Source organism: Methylicorpusculum sp., from assembly GCF_030651835.1.
GTDB lineage: Bacteria > Pseudomonadota > Gammaproteobacteria > Methylococcales > Methylomonadaceae > Methylicorpusculum.
Window position 1 is genome coordinate 1 of the sequence record NZ_JAUSBX010000067.1, and the last position, 15,381, is coordinate 15,381.

17 protein-coding genes and 1 pseudogene are annotated in these 15,381 nt (G+C 46.8%); 14 read left to right on the forward strand and 4 right to left on the reverse strand.

From position 1 onward, the window contains the following. The first annotated feature begins 271 nt into the window (after positions 1 to 271). The 8 genes from Q7V32_RS08685 (at position 272) to Q7V32_RS08720 (ending at position 6,029) form a co-directional block, all read left to right on the forward strand. Entirely contained in the window at positions 272 to 469 is a 198-nt protein-coding gene (locus Q7V32_RS08685) for a hypothetical protein (protein ID WP_304896589.1), read from the forward strand. A gap of 69 nt (positions 470 to 538) precedes the next feature. Then, a complete protein-coding gene (locus tag Q7V32_RS08690) occupies positions 539 to 1,018 on the forward strand; it encodes a hypothetical protein (protein WP_304896590.1) in 480 nt (159 codons plus the stop codon). A gap of 78 nt (positions 1,019 to 1,096) precedes the next feature. After that, the gene (locus Q7V32_RS08695; protein ID WP_304896591.1) at positions 1,097 to 1,594 is read left to right on the forward strand and encodes a hypothetical protein; all 498 of its coding nucleotides are present in this window, start codon (positions 1,097 to 1,099) and stop codon (positions 1,592 to 1,594) included. 8 nt (positions 1,595 to 1,602) lie between these two features. Further along, positions 1,603 to 1,935, forward strand: coding sequence for a hypothetical protein (locus Q7V32_RS08700; protein WP_304896592.1), 333 nt, complete (start codon positions 1,603 to 1,605; stop codon positions 1,933 to 1,935). Positions 1,936 to 2,014: 79 nt separating this feature from the next. Further along, positions 2,015 to 2,323 (forward strand): hypothetical protein, encoded by a 309-nt coding sequence (locus tag Q7V32_RS08705; RefSeq protein ID WP_304896593.1) that lies wholly within the window; start codon positions 2,015 to 2,017, stop codon positions 2,321 to 2,323. 90 nt (positions 2,324 to 2,413) lie between these two features. Beyond that, positions 2,414 to 4,228, forward strand: coding sequence for a VWA domain-containing protein (locus Q7V32_RS08710; protein WP_304896594.1), 1,815 nt, complete (start codon positions 2,414 to 2,416; stop codon positions 4,226 to 4,228). 307 nt (positions 4,229 to 4,535) lie between these two features. Continuing rightward, positions 4,536 to 5,255, forward strand: coding sequence for a hypothetical protein (locus Q7V32_RS08715; protein ID WP_304896595.1), 720 nt, complete (start codon positions 4,536 to 4,538; stop codon positions 5,253 to 5,255). A gap of 90 nt (positions 5,256 to 5,345) precedes the next feature. Beyond that, positions 5,346 to 6,029 carry a hypothetical protein gene (locus Q7V32_RS08720; protein ID WP_304896596.1) on the forward strand — a complete coding sequence of 228 codons (684 nt, stop codon included), beginning with the start codon at positions 5,346 to 5,348 and terminating at the stop codon, positions 6,027 to 6,029. Between the two features lie 383 nt (positions 6,030 to 6,412). Here the strand turns inward: Q7V32_RS08720 and Q7V32_RS08725 are convergent, their stop codons facing one another. The 3 genes and pseudogenes from Q7V32_RS08725 to Q7V32_RS08735 all read right to left on the reverse strand — a co-directional run. After that, entirely contained in the window at positions 6,413 to 6,640 is a 228-nt protein-coding gene (locus Q7V32_RS08725) for a hypothetical protein (protein WP_304896597.1), read from the reverse strand. Further along, positions 6,628 to 6,936, reverse strand: a complete 309-nt coding sequence (locus Q7V32_RS08730; RefSeq protein WP_304896598.1) for a hypothetical protein — start codon at positions 6,934 to 6,936, stop codon at positions 6,628 to 6,630. The genes Q7V32_RS08725 and Q7V32_RS08730 overlap by 13 nt, the downstream gene beginning before the upstream one ends. A gap of 39 nt (positions 6,937 to 6,975) precedes the next feature. Beyond that, a pseudogene (locus tag Q7V32_RS08735) lies at positions 6,976 to 7,502 on the reverse strand (transposase); the annotation flags it as partial. 438 nt (positions 7,503 to 7,940) lie between these two features. Here Q7V32_RS08735 and Q7V32_RS08740 point away from each other — a divergent pair. From Q7V32_RS08740 to Q7V32_RS08755, 4 genes are all read left to right on the forward strand, one after another. Continuing rightward, on the forward strand, positions 7,941 to 9,392 hold the full coding sequence (locus Q7V32_RS08740) for an IS66 family transposase (RefSeq protein ID WP_304896600.1): 1,452 nt from the start codon (positions 7,941 to 7,943) through the stop codon (positions 9,390 to 9,392). Positions 9,393 to 9,882: 490 nt separating this feature from the next. Next, positions 9,883 to 10,194, forward strand: coding sequence for a hypothetical protein (locus Q7V32_RS08745; protein WP_304896601.1), 312 nt, complete (start codon positions 9,883 to 9,885; stop codon positions 10,192 to 10,194). After that, positions 10,184 to 10,810 (forward strand): leucine-rich repeat domain-containing protein, encoded by a 627-nt coding sequence (locus Q7V32_RS08750; protein ID WP_304896602.1) that lies wholly within the window; start codon positions 10,184 to 10,186, stop codon positions 10,808 to 10,810. Before Q7V32_RS08745 ends, Q7V32_RS08750 begins: the two co-directional genes overlap by 11 nt. Before the next feature lie 3 nt (positions 10,811 to 10,813). Continuing rightward, the gene (locus tag Q7V32_RS08755) at positions 10,814 to 12,433 is read left to right on the forward strand and encodes an exonuclease domain-containing protein (RefSeq protein ID WP_304896603.1); all 1,620 of its coding nucleotides are present in this window, start codon (positions 10,814 to 10,816) and stop codon (positions 12,431 to 12,433) included. A 222-nt stretch (positions 12,434 to 12,655) separates the two neighbouring features. On the opposite strand, the gene Q7V32_RS08760 is transcribed toward Q7V32_RS08755, so the two are convergent. Further along, positions 12,656 to 13,432 (reverse strand): IS630 family transposase, encoded by a 777-nt coding sequence (locus Q7V32_RS08760; RefSeq protein WP_370691444.1) that lies wholly within the window; start codon positions 13,430 to 13,432, stop codon positions 12,656 to 12,658. A 57-nt stretch (positions 13,433 to 13,489) separates the two neighbouring features. Between Q7V32_RS08760 and Q7V32_RS08765 the strand changes: the two genes are divergently transcribed. Both Q7V32_RS08765 and Q7V32_RS08770 read left to right on the forward strand, forming a co-directional pair. After that, the gene (locus Q7V32_RS08765; protein ID WP_304896604.1) at positions 13,490 to 13,960 is read left to right on the forward strand and encodes a Druantia anti-phage system protein DruA; all 471 of its coding nucleotides are present in this window, start codon (positions 13,490 to 13,492) and stop codon (positions 13,958 to 13,960) included. An 877-nt stretch (positions 13,961 to 14,837) separates the two neighbouring features. Further along, on the forward strand, positions 14,838 to 15,381 hold a 544-nt coding region (locus tag Q7V32_RS08770; RefSeq protein ID WP_304896605.1), incomplete at its 3' end, for a cellulase family glycosylhydrolase.

The following is a 15,381-nucleotide window of genomic DNA, read 5'->3' on the forward strand; positions in this document are numbered from 1 at the left end:
GACGCAAATCCTCTTCCGGCAGGTCAAGAAGCTTGTCTTCATCCAGTTGGTTTAGATCATGATCGCTCAGTTGCATGGCGCACAGAATAAGTCTTGGTGGCTTAAAAATACAGTTTTTTAGTGGGGGTCTGAATAGTTACAATCGGGATGCACGATTGATGAAATTGTTGTCGAAGGCGTTTTTTATTGTGACAAGTTACGACAAGGTGAGTTTGGTGGCTGGATTACCAGAATTACCCGGTTTACTGTCCAGCACGGAGGTACTCAGGCCATGTTGATTCAAATGCAACAAGAGTCTGCTTTCTTGGAGGCTCTTGATACTGTTTATCAATTGGCTTCGGCTAATTGTGCCGACAATGAACACGACCCTGAAGATCCGCTGTTGGATGAATGCTTGTCTGAAGGCAAACAACGCGCTGCGCTCGACCTCATCCACGATTATTACGTCAATCATGAGTTGAATCGTTAATTAACCCTGTAGGGGCAATCGAGCTCCTTTTGGGATTATGACTTGCCTCTTGTTTTACTGGAGCAGTTTATGAAAAGAATTCTTACCCCTGATCAGGCAATTGCTTATTTTTCTATTGTTTTAGATGAGCTAAGTATTGACCCATTCAATGAAAGTTCTGTTTTCTGTTCGGAATATATCAATTTGGATTTTGCTGGTATTGCAATGCCGGCTATTCAAATAGAACCACCGCTGACTTATGAGCAACGTGTTTTTATAGGTGGTTTGTGCGCAAAAAACCGGGATTCTAAAAAATATCGGTTTGCGAAACTCTTGCGACATTTCCGGCGAAAAATATCGAACTATCTGAATTCTAAGAGCCTTCAAGATGCCCACTATGCATGGAAAAGAGACCCTTTGAATGTCGATCTCGATATTTCTTTAAGTCCACGATGTATTGCAGAAATGCGATTCCTAAAATGGACCCGGAGGGCATCCGATAACTCTATTCCTGGCGTAGTTGGAAAGAGCTACACAGAATATCTAAATGGTGTTTTTGCCAGAATTTAACTTTTAATCTTTATTAACCCTTGAGGTGAATCATTTGCCTCTCGGGCCCATGGTTTGCCTCTTTTATGGAGAATGACTATGAAAAAAGAATTGTTCGAATCAGAACTGCCCAATGGCAATGTCATCAAATATGCCCGATTGCCTTCAGGCACCTGTTACCACCAGGAAACGCCCGATCAAGTAATCCGCCTTTTGGAGAACCTTCAAAAATGCGGCACTGAAGTCAGGATTTTTTATGGCGAGACTCAAACAGGTCAGTCTTGGCATGATGAATTTGATATGGTTGGTCGAATTGGTCGGTCAACGGGAAACATCAAAATTCCATTGATAGTGCCCAAGGGAGACTCTGGCGGTCCTGCTTTACTGGATCACTGCATTATCCGTATCGATACTCGTATGGAAACGCTCTATCAGCACAAGAAGTTTCGTGTGGGTGACATGACGTTAGCTCCAGGTAATGACAACCAACTACCCTGGGAAGTGTTTATAGACAGAGCTCTGCATGCTCGATTTGCACTGAATGCTGAAGCGACTAAATTCATGAGCTTCTTGCAAGGCAACTTGTTTGCGATGTGAGGTCTCTTATGTATTCGCAAGAAATTATTTGCTTCATTATTCAAAACCTCCTTCAATCAAACTGTTGGAGTAATTTTGAACCGCCATCAACCGCTTTGTCATTCAAGTTATATGACACAGCTGTTGGTAAAAAAGAGGCGCAAGTCTATTTTTCTACTGGCGATGAATATAATTGGGTTTTATCAGGCCTTTATGAAAGTCAAGGTCATAACATTCTTTCCACTGCTTCCGTTCTAATCCAAAAGGATTGCTCGATTGCAAATTTGATTGAGAGTTGCACCCAATTTTTAACGGATGTCGAATCGCGTATATCTCAAAGCTATGCCGTGAGATTGCTTTGACCCAATCTATTTTTAAACCCCTGAGGGAAACTATTTTTCCTCATGGATCATGGTTTTCCTCTTTTTTGAGAGCAAAACCATGGATACAAACTTGATTACAAAGGTCACCCAGGTTATCCCAAGGCAAGACGGTTCTGAACTTAGAGTTGTTGCTCAACAGTTGACTGGCCTTGGTTTGCATACCTCCATAGGGATTTATGTTCATCGGCGCAAAACGATTGATCACCCTTGGATATTGCTTAGCGATATGCCTCATCCTTATTGGCGATCTATGTCCGTAAATGACTATATTGATCATGGTCGTTCTGAAATTTTGCAATATCTTTCTCCAGGAGAAATCCTTAAAGTGACCTGCATGATTGGAGAACCAATGATTCATCAGCAATAGTCATGTAATTTTTATTATATTTTTTAACCCTTGAGGTAAATCATTTGCCTCTCGGGCTCATAGTTTGCCTCTTTTATGGAGATACACACCATGAACAATCAAAACTTGAATAACGCCTTTCCAATCGTTGCTGCTGCTTTGGGCAACAAATTTGGCGTCAAAGTATCTGTTGGCGGAGACGATGCCTATACCACTGGGGATCGCATTCACCTTCCAGCCTTAGACACGGAAGATACCAATATCCAGGATATTGCCTGGGGTTATTTGGCGCATGAAGCTGCGCACGTTCGTTTCACTGATTTTGGTGAGTTTCGAAACGCCGCAACAAATCCGTTACGTAAAAACATCGTTAATATCCTGGAAGATATCCGCATCGAGAAATCCATGCAGGATCCCTATCCAGGTACAAAACGGACTACGGAAAAAGTGGTTGAATACTTGGTGAAAACGGGTGGTTTTGGCTTTGTCACAAAAGATCAAGATCCTCATCCAGCCAAAGTGCTATCGCAATTCATGTTGTTCCGGTTAAGACACGATATTCTGGGTCAAAAAGCCTTGGCTTCGTTCGCGGATTCTGCTGAAGCGTTATTGGAAGAATCTTTTCCAGTCGGCGCCGTTACCCGATTGTTTGGCCTTTTGTCCGATGTGCCTCATTTGAATGAAACCCGTGATTGCGTTCGGCTTGCCGATCAGATTTTGCGGATGATTCAAGAAGAGCAAGAAAAGGCAGAAGAACAAGCCAAGCAGCAAACTCAGCAACAACCATCGCAACAATCACCGAGTAACTCGGGCGGACAATCAGATCCTTCTGATGACGCCATCGACGATCAAAGTGATGATTTGTCGTCTGATACTGATGATTCTCAACAGGATCAACAGTCGCAGCCCGATAACGCCAATGGCCAATCAGATACGTCTGATCCTGCCGATGACAACTCGAATCAACAGTCTGGACAGGGTGCAACATCATCCCATTCCGGTGCCGATGACCCCTCTCAGGATGCCGAACAATTGGCGCAAATCTTGTCTTCCCTGCTTTCAGCCAGTCAAGATGATTTGCCTGATGATTTGTTTGAAGCCGTGCAAGAGTTGTTGGGTAATCAGCCAAGAAACAGTTATGACTCTGATATTCATCTGCCCCTGGCAATGGAACCGGCGCGTAATCCGTCGATTGGCAATGCGATATTGAACCGAGCCCTTTCTGAATCCGGCAAAATCCGGGCTTCGTTACAAGGCCTGATTCAATCCAGCCGTTATGAACGTCCGATCAACAAACGATCTGGTAACAGAATCGATGGTCGTAAGCTGGTTCGATTGTCTCAAGGGGATTCTCGTGTTTTCGAACGCAGAACTCACAAGCAGGCGCCCAATACGGCATTACACTTGTTAGTTGATGCGTCGGGTTCGATGAATCGTTGTATCAGCTTGAATTCATCGATCACCCTGGCAGATCTGGCTATGGATTCGGCAGTTGCTTTGGCTTTGGCGCTTGAAGGCATTTCGGGTGTCAATCCGGCAATAACACGTTTCCCAGATGAAGATACCGACAACGTCAATCCATTGTTGAAGCATGGCCAAAAGGTTCGTCCCAATGCGTCTGTGTTTTCTGCAATTACCAATGGAGGAACGCCGCTTCATACCGCGATTTGGTATGCCGCTGCGAGTGTTATGGCAACCAAGGAAGATCGCAAGGTCATCATGGTTCTCACCGACGGTGAGCCTGATGATTCCGATGCCGCCAAGTCAGTTATCCGTCGCTGTCAAGCGACTGGTATTGAATTGGTGGGTGTGGGAATCTGTATCGACACCCGTCATCTGTTTGATCATTCGATCTGCATCAACAATGTGTCCGATCTGCGTTCAGAACTGTTCAGAATCAGCAAGGATTTGTTGTTGGCTGCTTGATCTTAAAAAACCGTAGCCATTCATGTTTGAGTGGCTATTTCCTTTCCAGACATTGAGTGCTTTCCTTGTGAAAGCCTCTTTGTCTATTTTTCCCAAAAAGGACGTTTTGGAAAGCGTTTAATAGTTTTTCTGATCATTTTTCAAAACGATTTTTTGTAGTTCTCTAAGAGAACTCAAAAGCAAGTGCCCATTCAGCACTCAAAATAAAGAACCTGTTAAGCGCTTCGGCGTGATTTTTAAACCCACTTGGGAAACACATCCCCGGTGGGATCTGTGTTTCTCTTATTTTATTTTTGGAGAACATAAAATGACGTCAAATATTCTATCTAAAGGGGTAGAAAAATCCCCTCGGATTGCTTTAATTACCCTATCTTCAGGTGATTGTGGATTGATTTTCAATGAACGTGTCATCATGACCGCTGATCCGGATTTCGAGCCTGTTGACCAGGTTGAAACCGTTGCCTTTAATCTTGCCAATGCATTGCCATGTGACATCAATGTTTTCACTATGCCTGTGCCACCGAAAGAAGATTGGAATTGGAGTGATGTTTTGTCTCTTCATCTCAGACCCGATCTTAAGCTTTATCGAGTGGCATATCATGAAGAAGTGGGTAACAAGGCCATCTTGCAATTTGATTGTTTTGCTTCTGATCCAGAGCATGCCATTGAGCAAGCAGAAGATGCTTATCCTGGCTCAGAGATTCTTTTTGCTGCCGAATTCGTTGCCACTGATGATTGCTATCTATGGACGATTCGTGAGGCTTTGGAACAATCGAGGGCAGCATTGCCTGATCAAGCTTTTGCTAGGCAATATAGTGTTCAGCCTGACTTGATTTGCCGAATCAATTCAGCATTGGATGACGTTTCGGATGACGAACATCTCTTGCGACTGCTGACTGAAGCAAGAATTGCTTTGCCATTAGCTTGGAAAAATCAGGGCGGTTGTGATTTGAAATTACTCAGATCGATCGACTTGGTATTGCAGTCAAATGTCTTGCCAATTCGTGAGTCTGTTATTGTCGAATAATTAATTCTATTAGTTTCAACCCATCGGGGAACATTATTTCCCGACTGGGCATGGTGTTTCCCGTTTTATTTGTTTAATTGGAGAAATACTATGACTACCCGTCAAAAAACAATTAATTTAGTTATTCACCTTGAAGGCGGTTTAATTCATGCGGTTTACACCGATTCGCCTCTCAATATCCGTGTTGCTATACAGGATCTCGATGTTGAAGGAGCAGACTTGGACGAAATCGCAACTTTTCCAGACGGAACCGAGTTTGTCGGAAGTATCCAATCGGCTATTTTCAATAGCATGTGTATCGATGAGGTATTTTCCGCTCTGGATTCGTCTTTTTTAACCGAATCCAAAACAGCCGATCCTCAACAGGAAAACTACATCAAAATGCACGCCAAATTTTGTCCAAACTGTGGCTCTGCAAACATTGAGTCTTACGGCGCAATGGAGGCAGATGGCGATCTGGCTTGGTCACATGTGACTTGCGCCAATTGCTCTTCAACTTGGCAAGACAACTATCGTTTGGAATCATTTTCTGATCTTAATGCTACTGCATTAAAGGTCATTAAGTCTGATTCAGAGCGAGGCTATTGGTCTAATGGTCAGGGATGGGTTTTTGATGTTGCTTCTGCTACTAAATTTTCCATTTCAAGGCTTAGTCTTTATTTGCCAGCTGCCTCTGCTATGGACGCTGAATACATCCCTCTTTCTGATGCTACAGACTACATCCCTAATGAAATTAATGGGCTATTTGCATTCTGGGGTTGGAAATCAGAATGATTCATGTTTTTTAATCGCGCCGTTTTGTGCAAAACCTGGTTGGATCGTTGGTGAGCGAGATAGCTTGTTATGTGCAATAAATGGTTGGGCTGTCAATGCTCGTTAACGGCCAAAACCCGCTCTCGAACGATTTCACTCAGGTGAACGCAAAAAGCAGCATTGCTGACGTTCAACCTCTTGAGTTGGATGACTGTAAGACACAGCTGTAAGCAAGATTGAGGATAAAGATCAGCCACCTCTTTTATCGTTTCATCGTCTTTGTATGTGTCAATGGCCGATTAAACTGAGCCAAAAATGGCTCAATTCTTCTGGCCATTGACATTATGCTTCGGACATTTTCACTTGGCGGATAAAATCGCGGGCCTAGTTCTATTTTGTCAGACTCATTCGCGCGCTACTTGAGACTTTCTGGCGTGTGATTCCTTGGCCTTGCGGCGAAGATAGTGCCGCTTGCTGATAATGTCAGCCAGTTCTTCAGCCGTGAGTTGTCTGCGGGGGAGTAGATGCTTAAGCGCTCTGACCAAATCGTTGAATGAAAGCATGGGCCACTGTTGGCGGCCCGCTTTTTTCTGTTTGACCAGAAATAGCGTTCCCAGCATCACCAAAGCCATATGATTGTGCCAGGCATCCCCCATCGGCGGACTTGGTAATCAGCCATGCCACATTCGCTTTTTGCCTCGCGAAAACTGTGTTCAATGAAGAAACGTTGCGCCTGCACTCGTGCAAGCTCTTGCCAGGAAGTATCCAGCGGCGCATTCGATAAACAATAGTGAGAGATACTGTCCGCGCCGACTTCCCGCCGAACCAAGAGATGCCAGCAGCGCGCCTGTTCTTCTTCACCCTTCCAAACCCAAACCTGGGCATGCAGGTAATCGGCAACCCATAAGCCCTTTTCGCCATCACGCAAGGTCAGTCTCTGCCAAGCATCAGCTGGCTGTGCAGCCGCCCATGGATCAACGCGTTGCGCAGCAGATTGAGGTTTTCGATGGCTTGGCTGTCTGCCGCGACCTGACCACTCGGGCACCAGCGGCGCCGAGTCTTGCAGATAAATCGTTGGATCGCAATGGACATCCGCGACAAATTGGCAGATTTGGTCATCGACGCCACGCAGAAAAGCCGGTTCTTTGCCGTTACCTCCGTCAATGCCGACGTAGCCGAATTGAATGCCGCGCTGCCGGGCGATTTTAAGCATCGCCAAGCCAGCTTCGTTTTACTTTGAAACTGCCGTTTATCCTGTGGTATTGCGGCTTTCTTGCAACGTTCGTCATCATTACACCAAGACTCCGGTAAATAGAGTTTCGCATCGATCAACGTTGCCATGTCGCCCCGGCACAGGGTCGCGAATACGCCTACCTGACCGTTATCGACTTTCCCCAAACGGCCATTCCACTGCCTGGCAACGCCGGCAGATGCCGTGCCTTTCTTGGCAAAGCCGCTTTCGTCAAAAATCCATACCGCGTCGGTACCGCCCAACAGCGCGTTGGCTTACTGAGCAATCTGTCTGCCAAACCCTTGCCCAATCAACGCATCCTTCTGTCAACATGTGCTGCATGGCTTGGTGGTCAACCTCATTGACCTCGCTCATGCGGGGCATGTTGGCCCTTTCGGATAGGAATAATCCGCGCATATAGCCCTCAAATGTCGCTGTGGCATCACGGGTGGAAGACACAAAAAAAGGTAACTACCCGCCCCCGTAAAAAAATAAAAAAAACTTGACAACATTTTAGAACCTAAAAATTGAAATTGTGTAGCCTTGATTTAATTGCGCCCTTAGTGGCAGCTCAGTGCGTGTGACGGGGGTTTCTTGCTGCGCAAAGGGGTTCACGGTTTACAGCACTCATAGGCGACCTGCGAAGGCCGAAAAAACCAATGATATGATGAGTTTGTCGTAAACTTACTCTCTTAACGTGAATGGCCACTCTCGATAAAGCCTCGGTTCGCAGTGAAGTCAGCCGCTTAAAAGCGGACTTCGAGAACCTGTGTGCCGAAGGCAAAATCACCGGTGAAAGCCAGGCTAACATGAGTAGCTTGTTCATGGTAGTTGAGTTGATACTCGCCATTTTTCTGGAACGCACGACGAAGAAGGATACGACCAACTCCAGCAAGCCTTCGTCGCAGACCGAGAAAGATGAATCGGCGTTGAACCATGCGGGCAGTAATGGCAAAGGAAAACCCGAAAATAAGGCCGCCGCGCTCACGAGTCTTACCGTGGAATCTGTGGCGGTGTCTAAGGTGGCGACCTGTGACATCTGCGGCGAAGATTTGACCGGCGTCCCGTGTGTTCACAGTGAAAGGCCTACCAAGATCGACATCGTGTTCGAGAAAGTCGTCGAGCATGTGGATGCCGAGATCAAACAATGCCCAATCTGCGATGCTACGGTCAAGGGCCGGTTTCCAGCCGATCTGCATGGGCCTTTGCAATACGGCGATGGTTTAAAGGCTTTTGTGATCAACCTGCTGGTGTGCCAAATGGTGGCGCTGAATCGCGTTCAAAAGCTCGTCACTGCGATGCTGGAGGTAGTGATTGCCGAAGCAACTTTGCTGAAATTTGTCCTACGCCTGCATCTGGTTTTGGCCAGCTGGGAAACACAAGCGATTGAACACTTACTGAAAGCGCCCGCACTCCCTATGGATGAAACCTCGCTGCGAGTCGATCGGAAGAACCAGTGGATACACGTCTATTCGGCGGGCGATATCACCCTCAAACTTTTGCATCGAAAGCGAGGCAAGGAAGCCATTGAGTCGATTAATCTCATTCCGCGCTATGGCGGCATCATTATTCATGATTGCTGGTCATCGTACTTCGCTTATCAACACTGCGGGCATGGCCTGTGCGGTTCTCACTTGCTGCGCGAGCTGACCTTTATCGTGGATGTCCATGACTATCGTTGGGCCAAACAGATGAAACGCTTGTTGCAGCAAACCTGCATCACTGTCTCGAAAAGCACCGACAAGAAGCTGACTGAAACTGAGCGAGTCAACCTGCAAAAGCGTTACCGGGCCATCCTGACACGCGGCCAAAAAGAATTGCCCGCACTTCCTCCCAAACCCAGTGGAAAACGCGGCAAGTTGGCCAAATCCGATGCGCATAACTTGTGGGAGCGCTTTAAGGTTCATGAAACCGCCATCCTTCTATTTGCTAAAGAGCCGCATGTAGCGTTTACCAATAATCGTGCTGAGCAGGATTTACGCATGGCCAAAGTCAAACAAAAGGTCTCGGGCTGCTTTCGAGCCGAAGAATATGCACATGCCTACTGCCGAATATCCAGCTATCTGCAAACGATGGCTAATCGAGGCTATAATCCGCTCATCGCGATTCAATTGGCTCTTGCAGGGAACGCACTGACTGTAGGGGGTGAGTAGTTACCTTTTGGTCAAAGAACCCCTTTATGCAAAACTTTCGCCGAGCGAACAGGCGGCTCTAGTGATTGAAGCGGCGGCAAGGCTAGATGAAAGCGCCATAGGTGCGATAATCGAGTAAGTTGAGCGAAAGCAATGCCATATATAGCACACCACCTAGACTTTGCGCGGCGCATTCACGCTCTTACTACGATAATTGGGCAGTATGGCATTACCTACTGGAAAAGCCGAACGCTGATACTCTTTGCTTGCGAATCTGTCTATAATGGAAACAGACAGGCCGAATATACAGCCTTACGATTTTTAGCTTTGGCGCAGGGATATATCGAAAATACTTCAGATTGTCGCGGCCAACATGCAACGATGATTGAGATTAATTAGTTCCCGATCTTTCCTCTGCTTGGATTCACTCCTATTTCAGTGTAGGGTATTTCGAATGTTTGTCCGGCCTTGGACAACTGTTTTCCGATAACTAAATAAAATCGCAGTGCTTATGGCTCAATCTTCTGTTTCCGACCACTCGCTAATCCCTCATTCATCCGGCGATCTTGTTTCAGGCTCTACAGGCAGCCATCCGATTTTATCGCGCATGACCGACGGGGTGCTGGAGACGATTAAAGAAAAAAATCGGGCGTTACAAGCCGCACGCTTTATCCTCGGTGCCTATGAATTTCGTGAGGTCGATTATCAACAGATTTTGCGTTGGGCCCAGGCGTTGGGCCCAGGCGTTGGGCATGACGCCAGAAGCGGTGTTGGAGGTGTTGGAGACAAGTCAAAAAAAAACTCGTTACCAAATGTTCATTAGATTTGTAGTTGACGATGGTGCCATTGTTAGTCTGGCCTGGGATTTTGATCAACTGCCATTGGATAACTTCGAATGGCATCCTGCAATCGCGGTTAAAGAAATCGGTTTCACGGGAGAACTGCCAAATGCCGCGATAGGACTTAGCCTAAAGTTATCTTCAAGTCTTTATATACTTGATTGCAGTAATTTAAATTTAACCGAACTGGATTTATCGCCGTTACTGAATCTGAACTGCCTTGACAGCTCTAACAATCAATTAACCGAGTTGGATTTATCACCCGTACCGAATTTGACTGACCTTTTTTTAGATGGCAATCAACTAACTGAGCTGGATTTGTCGCCGTTACTGAATCTGGAGTGGCTTAATTGCGATTCCAATCAATTAATTGAACTGGATTTATCACCCGTACCGAATTTGACTATGTTTTGGTGCTCTAACAATCAATTAACCGTACTGGATTTATCACCGGTACCGAATTTGACTCTCCTTTCTTTAGATGGCAATCAACTCAGCGAACTGGATATTCGCCCATTTCGAAAGCTTAATTACCTGATTATTAACCGTCAGGTACGGATCATCGGCACACCGCCCGAATCTACTTCATTTATCAATTAAAAAATGCATTCAACCCCTTGGATACTGATCGATACGGAAACCAACGGCCTGACACCGCCGATTTTTGTCGTCGAATTGGCTGCCCAAAGGATGAACGGCTGGCAAGCGCAAGGTCCGGCATTCCGCCGATTGCTCAATCAAAACGCCGATATTGCACCGGAAGCATCACGTATTCATGGCTACACCCGCGAAATATTGGAACGGGACGGCGAAGACCCGCGCACCGTGTACCTGGACTTTGCCGACTATGCCGGGGACTTGCCGCTGGTATCCTACAATCTAGCGTATGATCTCGATCAAGTGTTGCTACCGGAATGGCAACGCCTGAATCTTTCAGTTATTGGCCGTCGAGGACTTTGTGTTTATCGTTTGGCGCAACGGCTGCTTGATCCGATTCCCGCCGGTAACTGTAAATTGCAAACGCTTCGCCAATACTACCGCTTGCCCGAACGCGGCGCACATACTGCATTAGGCGATGTGCAAACCGTGACCGATCTGCTCGATACGGTATTGCGCCCGATTGTCGAACGCCAACAACTGACGACTTGGCAAGCCTTGGTCGATTATCTGAACGCCGACTGGTATCCTTCACGCCTAGCATTTGGTAAATACAAAGGCCGAGACTTTCGTGATGCCCTGACCGATCCTGATTTACGCCAATGGCTGCATTGGTTGGCCAGTTCCCGCAATGCCCGCAGTGCGGCAATGGCACGTTGGTATTTAGACCGACTGGAACAAACGGAAGTCAACGATGATCATCCGCCACAGACATACGCCGCCACCGATAGTAATGGCTTGGTGGTCTTTGTCGATGCGGAATTAGCACAACTGAAAAATCTGATTGTCCATGCCCGCGATCGTCTGGCCGAATTGGAAGCAGAATACACTCAGGAACGCCATGCCGTCGATGTGACCCAAGCCAGCTTATTTAATCTGCTTAGGGAGCATTATCAGCAACGGGACCGGTTGCGGCTGATCGTGGACTATCGCCAGCGTTTTCTGGAAACTTTGTTGCGGGAAGGCGAAGAACAAGCCGAGCAGTGTGCGAAGCAGTTTGAACAAGCCCAACAACAGAGCGAACAGGATTACGAAAAAGCGGCCGCCCAAACCGCCGAACAACGTGCTTTGACGGGAGAAGAGACACAAGAACTCAATGCTTTATGGAAAAAACTGGTGCGGGTATTCCATCCCGACCGTTTTCATCACGACCCGAGCAAACAGGCCGCTTACGACCATCTGACCCGGGTGATCAATCGCGCCAGAGACCAAGGCGATATTGAAACCTTGCGTGAAATCGCCAACCATCCCAACGAATACATGCAACGCAACGGTTATAGCACGCTGGATTTTTCCGACAGCCTGGAACGCTCACAGCTCTTGAAACTGCATCAAAGCTTGGAATCTCGTATTTTGATGACAATCGAAGCCTTGAGCGCACTGCGTCTGGAGCCTAGTTACGAACTCCATCATCTGGTGCTTCAAAACCCCTATTACCTGAGCAGTATCGCACAAGACCATATCACCGTGCTAAATCAAGAAATCGCCGAATTGGAACAACAGGCCGATGACTTGGCCGACGAAATTGAGGATTTGACCGGCATGGCCGATTGTCGGGTGCGGTAACAAATAGCGAGTCAAAGTTTCCATTTTTTTAGGCTTTATTGCCTGTTTTCAAAAATCTACGCACTCTGTTATGTCAAAGTAATAATTCTCAATTTGAGTAATTATTTCATCTTCTGTTGTCTCTCGTGTTTTGATTTTTAATTGGTCAAGAGTTTTTCCACAGTGATCTAATACTGATTGCTGTATTAGCTCCCATTCCACTCCTCTTCCGCGGCCAATACATTACAGGATCCCATACTCTACAGCTATACTCCGCGTGGCTACATTTGCGGAAAATGAAGCGGTATAATGCCTACATTTAAGCACAAAACCAGACATGCTAAAGACCGACTTCACCGAAAAGGCCATTGACGAAGTGTACCAACAATTCATGGCACATCCATCAACGCCGACCAAGAAAAAGCTGCATGTTATACCTAACGCGGTCACGCCTGTGGATTTTCCAAACAGCTGGAATTTTGGGTTCAAAAGTGTTTTTATTTGTTCGCTGAAAACAGATTTTACTTTCTCAAGGCATTCGTCAATAACCTCCTTGAAAGCACAAAATGTCTCGTGATACCGATTGTAAAGGCACTTCTTTTTGGTAAACTTCCATAAGCGTTCAATCAAATTCAAATTGGGTGAGTAAGGGGGTAGGAAAATGATATCGATGCCCAGTGCCTCGGCTTGCTCCGTCACCTTGTTGCACCTTTGATAACGGGCGTTGTCCATGACCAGCGTCAAGGGGATGTCAGGGAGTGCTTGCTTGATCTTGATGAGTAAGTCCACAATCGTGACGGAGTTGATATAGGCATCATGGGTTACAGTGATCAAGTCGGTCCCTTTTACGCTGAAAGCCCCCACGACATTGTAACGCCTGCGTGCGCTGGATGACTTGAGGAATAGCCTCTCAAAGCACCAAAGCATCCCCAAAAAAGCGCCCATTACAAAGTGGGCTGCGTCAACGAAGAAGACCCTGCGCTCAGGGTGAATTTGTCCTTTAGGTATTTGATAGGGTATTCAGAAAGTTAGCCTCCTATCTGAACATAGAGGCTATTTCATAGTATAAAACGGCCCATGAAAATCAATCTTGAGCACTTGTCCGTTCGTCCCGTCACCAAAATCGAAGAGCCACGCTATCGGGAGTTGATGCAACAACATCACTACCTGGGCGATCTGGCCAAGATGAGTCATACGCTTGGGTATGTTGCTTCCTATGGTGAGACATGGGCAGCCTTACTGAGCTTTTCCGCAGCCGCCTGGAAATGTAGCGCCAGAGACCGCTGGATTGGCTGGCGTTACCGGCATCAATTCAGTCGTCTGAATTTCATTGCCAACAATAGCCGTTTTCTGATTTTGCCTGATTGGCATTACCCCAACCTCGGTTCCAAAGTGCTCTCGCTCAGCCAACGACGCATCAGTGCCGATTGGCAGACGCATTTTGGCAAATCGTTACTGCTGCTGGAAACCTTCGTTGACCCCTCTCGCTTTCACGGCACGGTTTACCGTGCGGCAAATTGGCACTGCGTCGGGCAATCCCAAGGTTAGCTGTTCTTCTTCCAGTAACGGCTCAAGTCGGCCACGCAAGAACTCAGCCTGCTTTTCCGGGTCGGCTTTTACCGGGATAACCGCCATTTTTCGGAACTTCATACCCAAGCACTTGCACATGAAATCGCGACAAGCACTGGGTCCTAGCTTGATTCCGGTTAGCACTTCAATCTTATGGGTTGCTTCGGAGACGTTATGGGGCGGGTGTTTTAGAAAATGCGACTTGATGGGATCCTGATAAGGCTGCAATGAGCTCACTGGACGATGGGCGCGCGACACGCCAAGCGCGTTCAAACCACCCTTGGCATAGTCTTTCAGGTAGCGCGTCACACTGTCAGCGCTGGTTCGGGCGATGCGTTCGATGTTCTTGTGCGCCAAGCCCAGTGAATTAAGGTAGATAACATGCAGCTTTTTTTGCCCGGCGTTGAATGGCAGCTCATTTAATCCCTGCCGACATTGATCGCAAGGCTTCGAGTGTCAACTAGGGGTCGGTTGCACTCAGTGACGACTGGCCGCTTTCGGGAATCGGAATTTCATTGACCGCTTTCCGGCGATGAATCTGAAGAGAATACAGTCACCTGGCGACTCATTTTTGCCAGTAGGACTTCTCCAAAGCCGCCGTCGCCGGACATAAGCCCGACTTCGGGTCATGATTGATTTAACAGTCGCCTAATTGGTGCCATTCCGTTAGACTCCTTAGTCTTAACGAAACTCTTGTCGATAAAAAGTTCATACATTCATTGATTTATCATATTAGTGAAATGGAATATTTGCCATTTTTGGGCTTTTGGCAAAAATAGCCATAGTGATATTTATGAAACTAAAATCTGTTTTCCTCTTAATCTTACCGAGAATACCTGTTTTACTCTCGAGCCTGATGCTATCGGCTCCTTTATCTTGTTTCGCTTCAGATTTTCTTAAAGTCGATGGCGCGGATATCAGGGACAATTACGGTGTAGGTAATAATGTTCATCTATACGGCACCAATCTGGGCGGCTGGATGGGTCACGAACCTTGGATGTCGCCTTTAACTGGCGCATCAAATGAATGGGATGCGCGTAATATTCTTACCGATCGTTTTGGTAAAGATGCTGTCTGGGAGTTATATAACGCTTACTGGGATTCATGGATCACAGAAATCGATTTCAAGAACATCGCCGAAGCCGGTCTCAACTGTATCCGTTTGCCAGTCTATGCGTTAAATCATATGGATGTTGAGGGCAACTGGAGACTGGACGCGACAGGCGCGATTGATTTATCCAGGATTGAATGGACCGTAACCAAAGCGCTTGAATATGGGCTCTACACCATTCTTGATCTGCATGGCGCGCCGGGCTCACAAAACGGAGCCCATCATTCAGGACGGCAGGACGGCAAGTTGCTTTATTCCACCCCGCTTTATCAGAGCCAACTGATAGAGT

Excerpts from the sequence above, each read along its gene's own strand:
- Q7V32_RS08765 (WP_304896604.1), top strand. The coding sequence starts at position 13,490 with ATGAAAATCAATCTTGAGCACTTGTCCGTTCGTCCCGTCACCAAAATC.
- Q7V32_RS08740 (WP_304896600.1), top strand. The coding sequence starts at position 7,941 with ATGGCCACTCTCGATAAAGCCTCGGTTCGCAGTGAAGTCAGCCGCTTA.
- Q7V32_RS08710 (WP_304896594.1), top strand. The coding sequence starts at position 2,414 with ATGAACAATCAAAACTTGAATAACGCCTTTCCAATCGTTGCTGCTGCT.
- Q7V32_RS08705 (WP_304896593.1), top strand. The coding sequence starts at position 2,015 with ATGGATACAAACTTGATTACAAAGGTCACCCAGGTTATCCCAAGGCAA.
- Q7V32_RS08720 (WP_304896596.1), top strand. The coding sequence starts at position 5,346 with ATGACTACCCGTCAAAAAACAATTAATTTAGTTATTCACCTTGAAGGC.
- Q7V32_RS08715 (WP_304896595.1), top strand. The coding sequence starts at position 4,536 with ATGACGTCAAATATTCTATCTAAAGGGGTAGAAAAATCCCCTCGGATT.
- Q7V32_RS08750 (WP_304896602.1), top strand. The coding sequence starts at position 10,184 with ATGTTCATTAGATTTGTAGTTGACGATGGTGCCATTGTTAGTCTGGCC.
- Q7V32_RS08725 (WP_304896597.1), bottom strand. The coding sequence starts at position 6,640 with ATGGCTTTGGTGATGCTGGGAACGCTATTTCTGGTCAAACAGAAAAAA.
- Q7V32_RS08695 (WP_304896591.1), top strand. The coding sequence starts at position 1,097 with ATGAAAAAAGAATTGTTCGAATCAGAACTGCCCAATGGCAATGTCATC.
- Q7V32_RS08685 (WP_304896589.1), top strand. The coding sequence starts at position 272 with ATGTTGATTCAAATGCAACAAGAGTCTGCTTTCTTGGAGGCTCTTGAT.
- Q7V32_RS08745 (WP_304896601.1), top strand. The coding sequence starts at position 9,883 with ATGGCTCAATCTTCTGTTTCCGACCACTCGCTAATCCCTCATTCATCC.
- Q7V32_RS08755 (WP_304896603.1), top strand. The coding sequence starts at position 10,814 with ATGCATTCAACCCCTTGGATACTGATCGATACGGAAACCAACGGCCTG.
- Q7V32_RS08690 (WP_304896590.1), top strand. The coding sequence starts at position 539 with ATGAAAAGAATTCTTACCCCTGATCAGGCAATTGCTTATTTTTCTATT.
- Q7V32_RS08700 (WP_304896592.1), top strand. The coding sequence starts at position 1,603 with ATGTATTCGCAAGAAATTATTTGCTTCATTATTCAAAACCTCCTTCAA.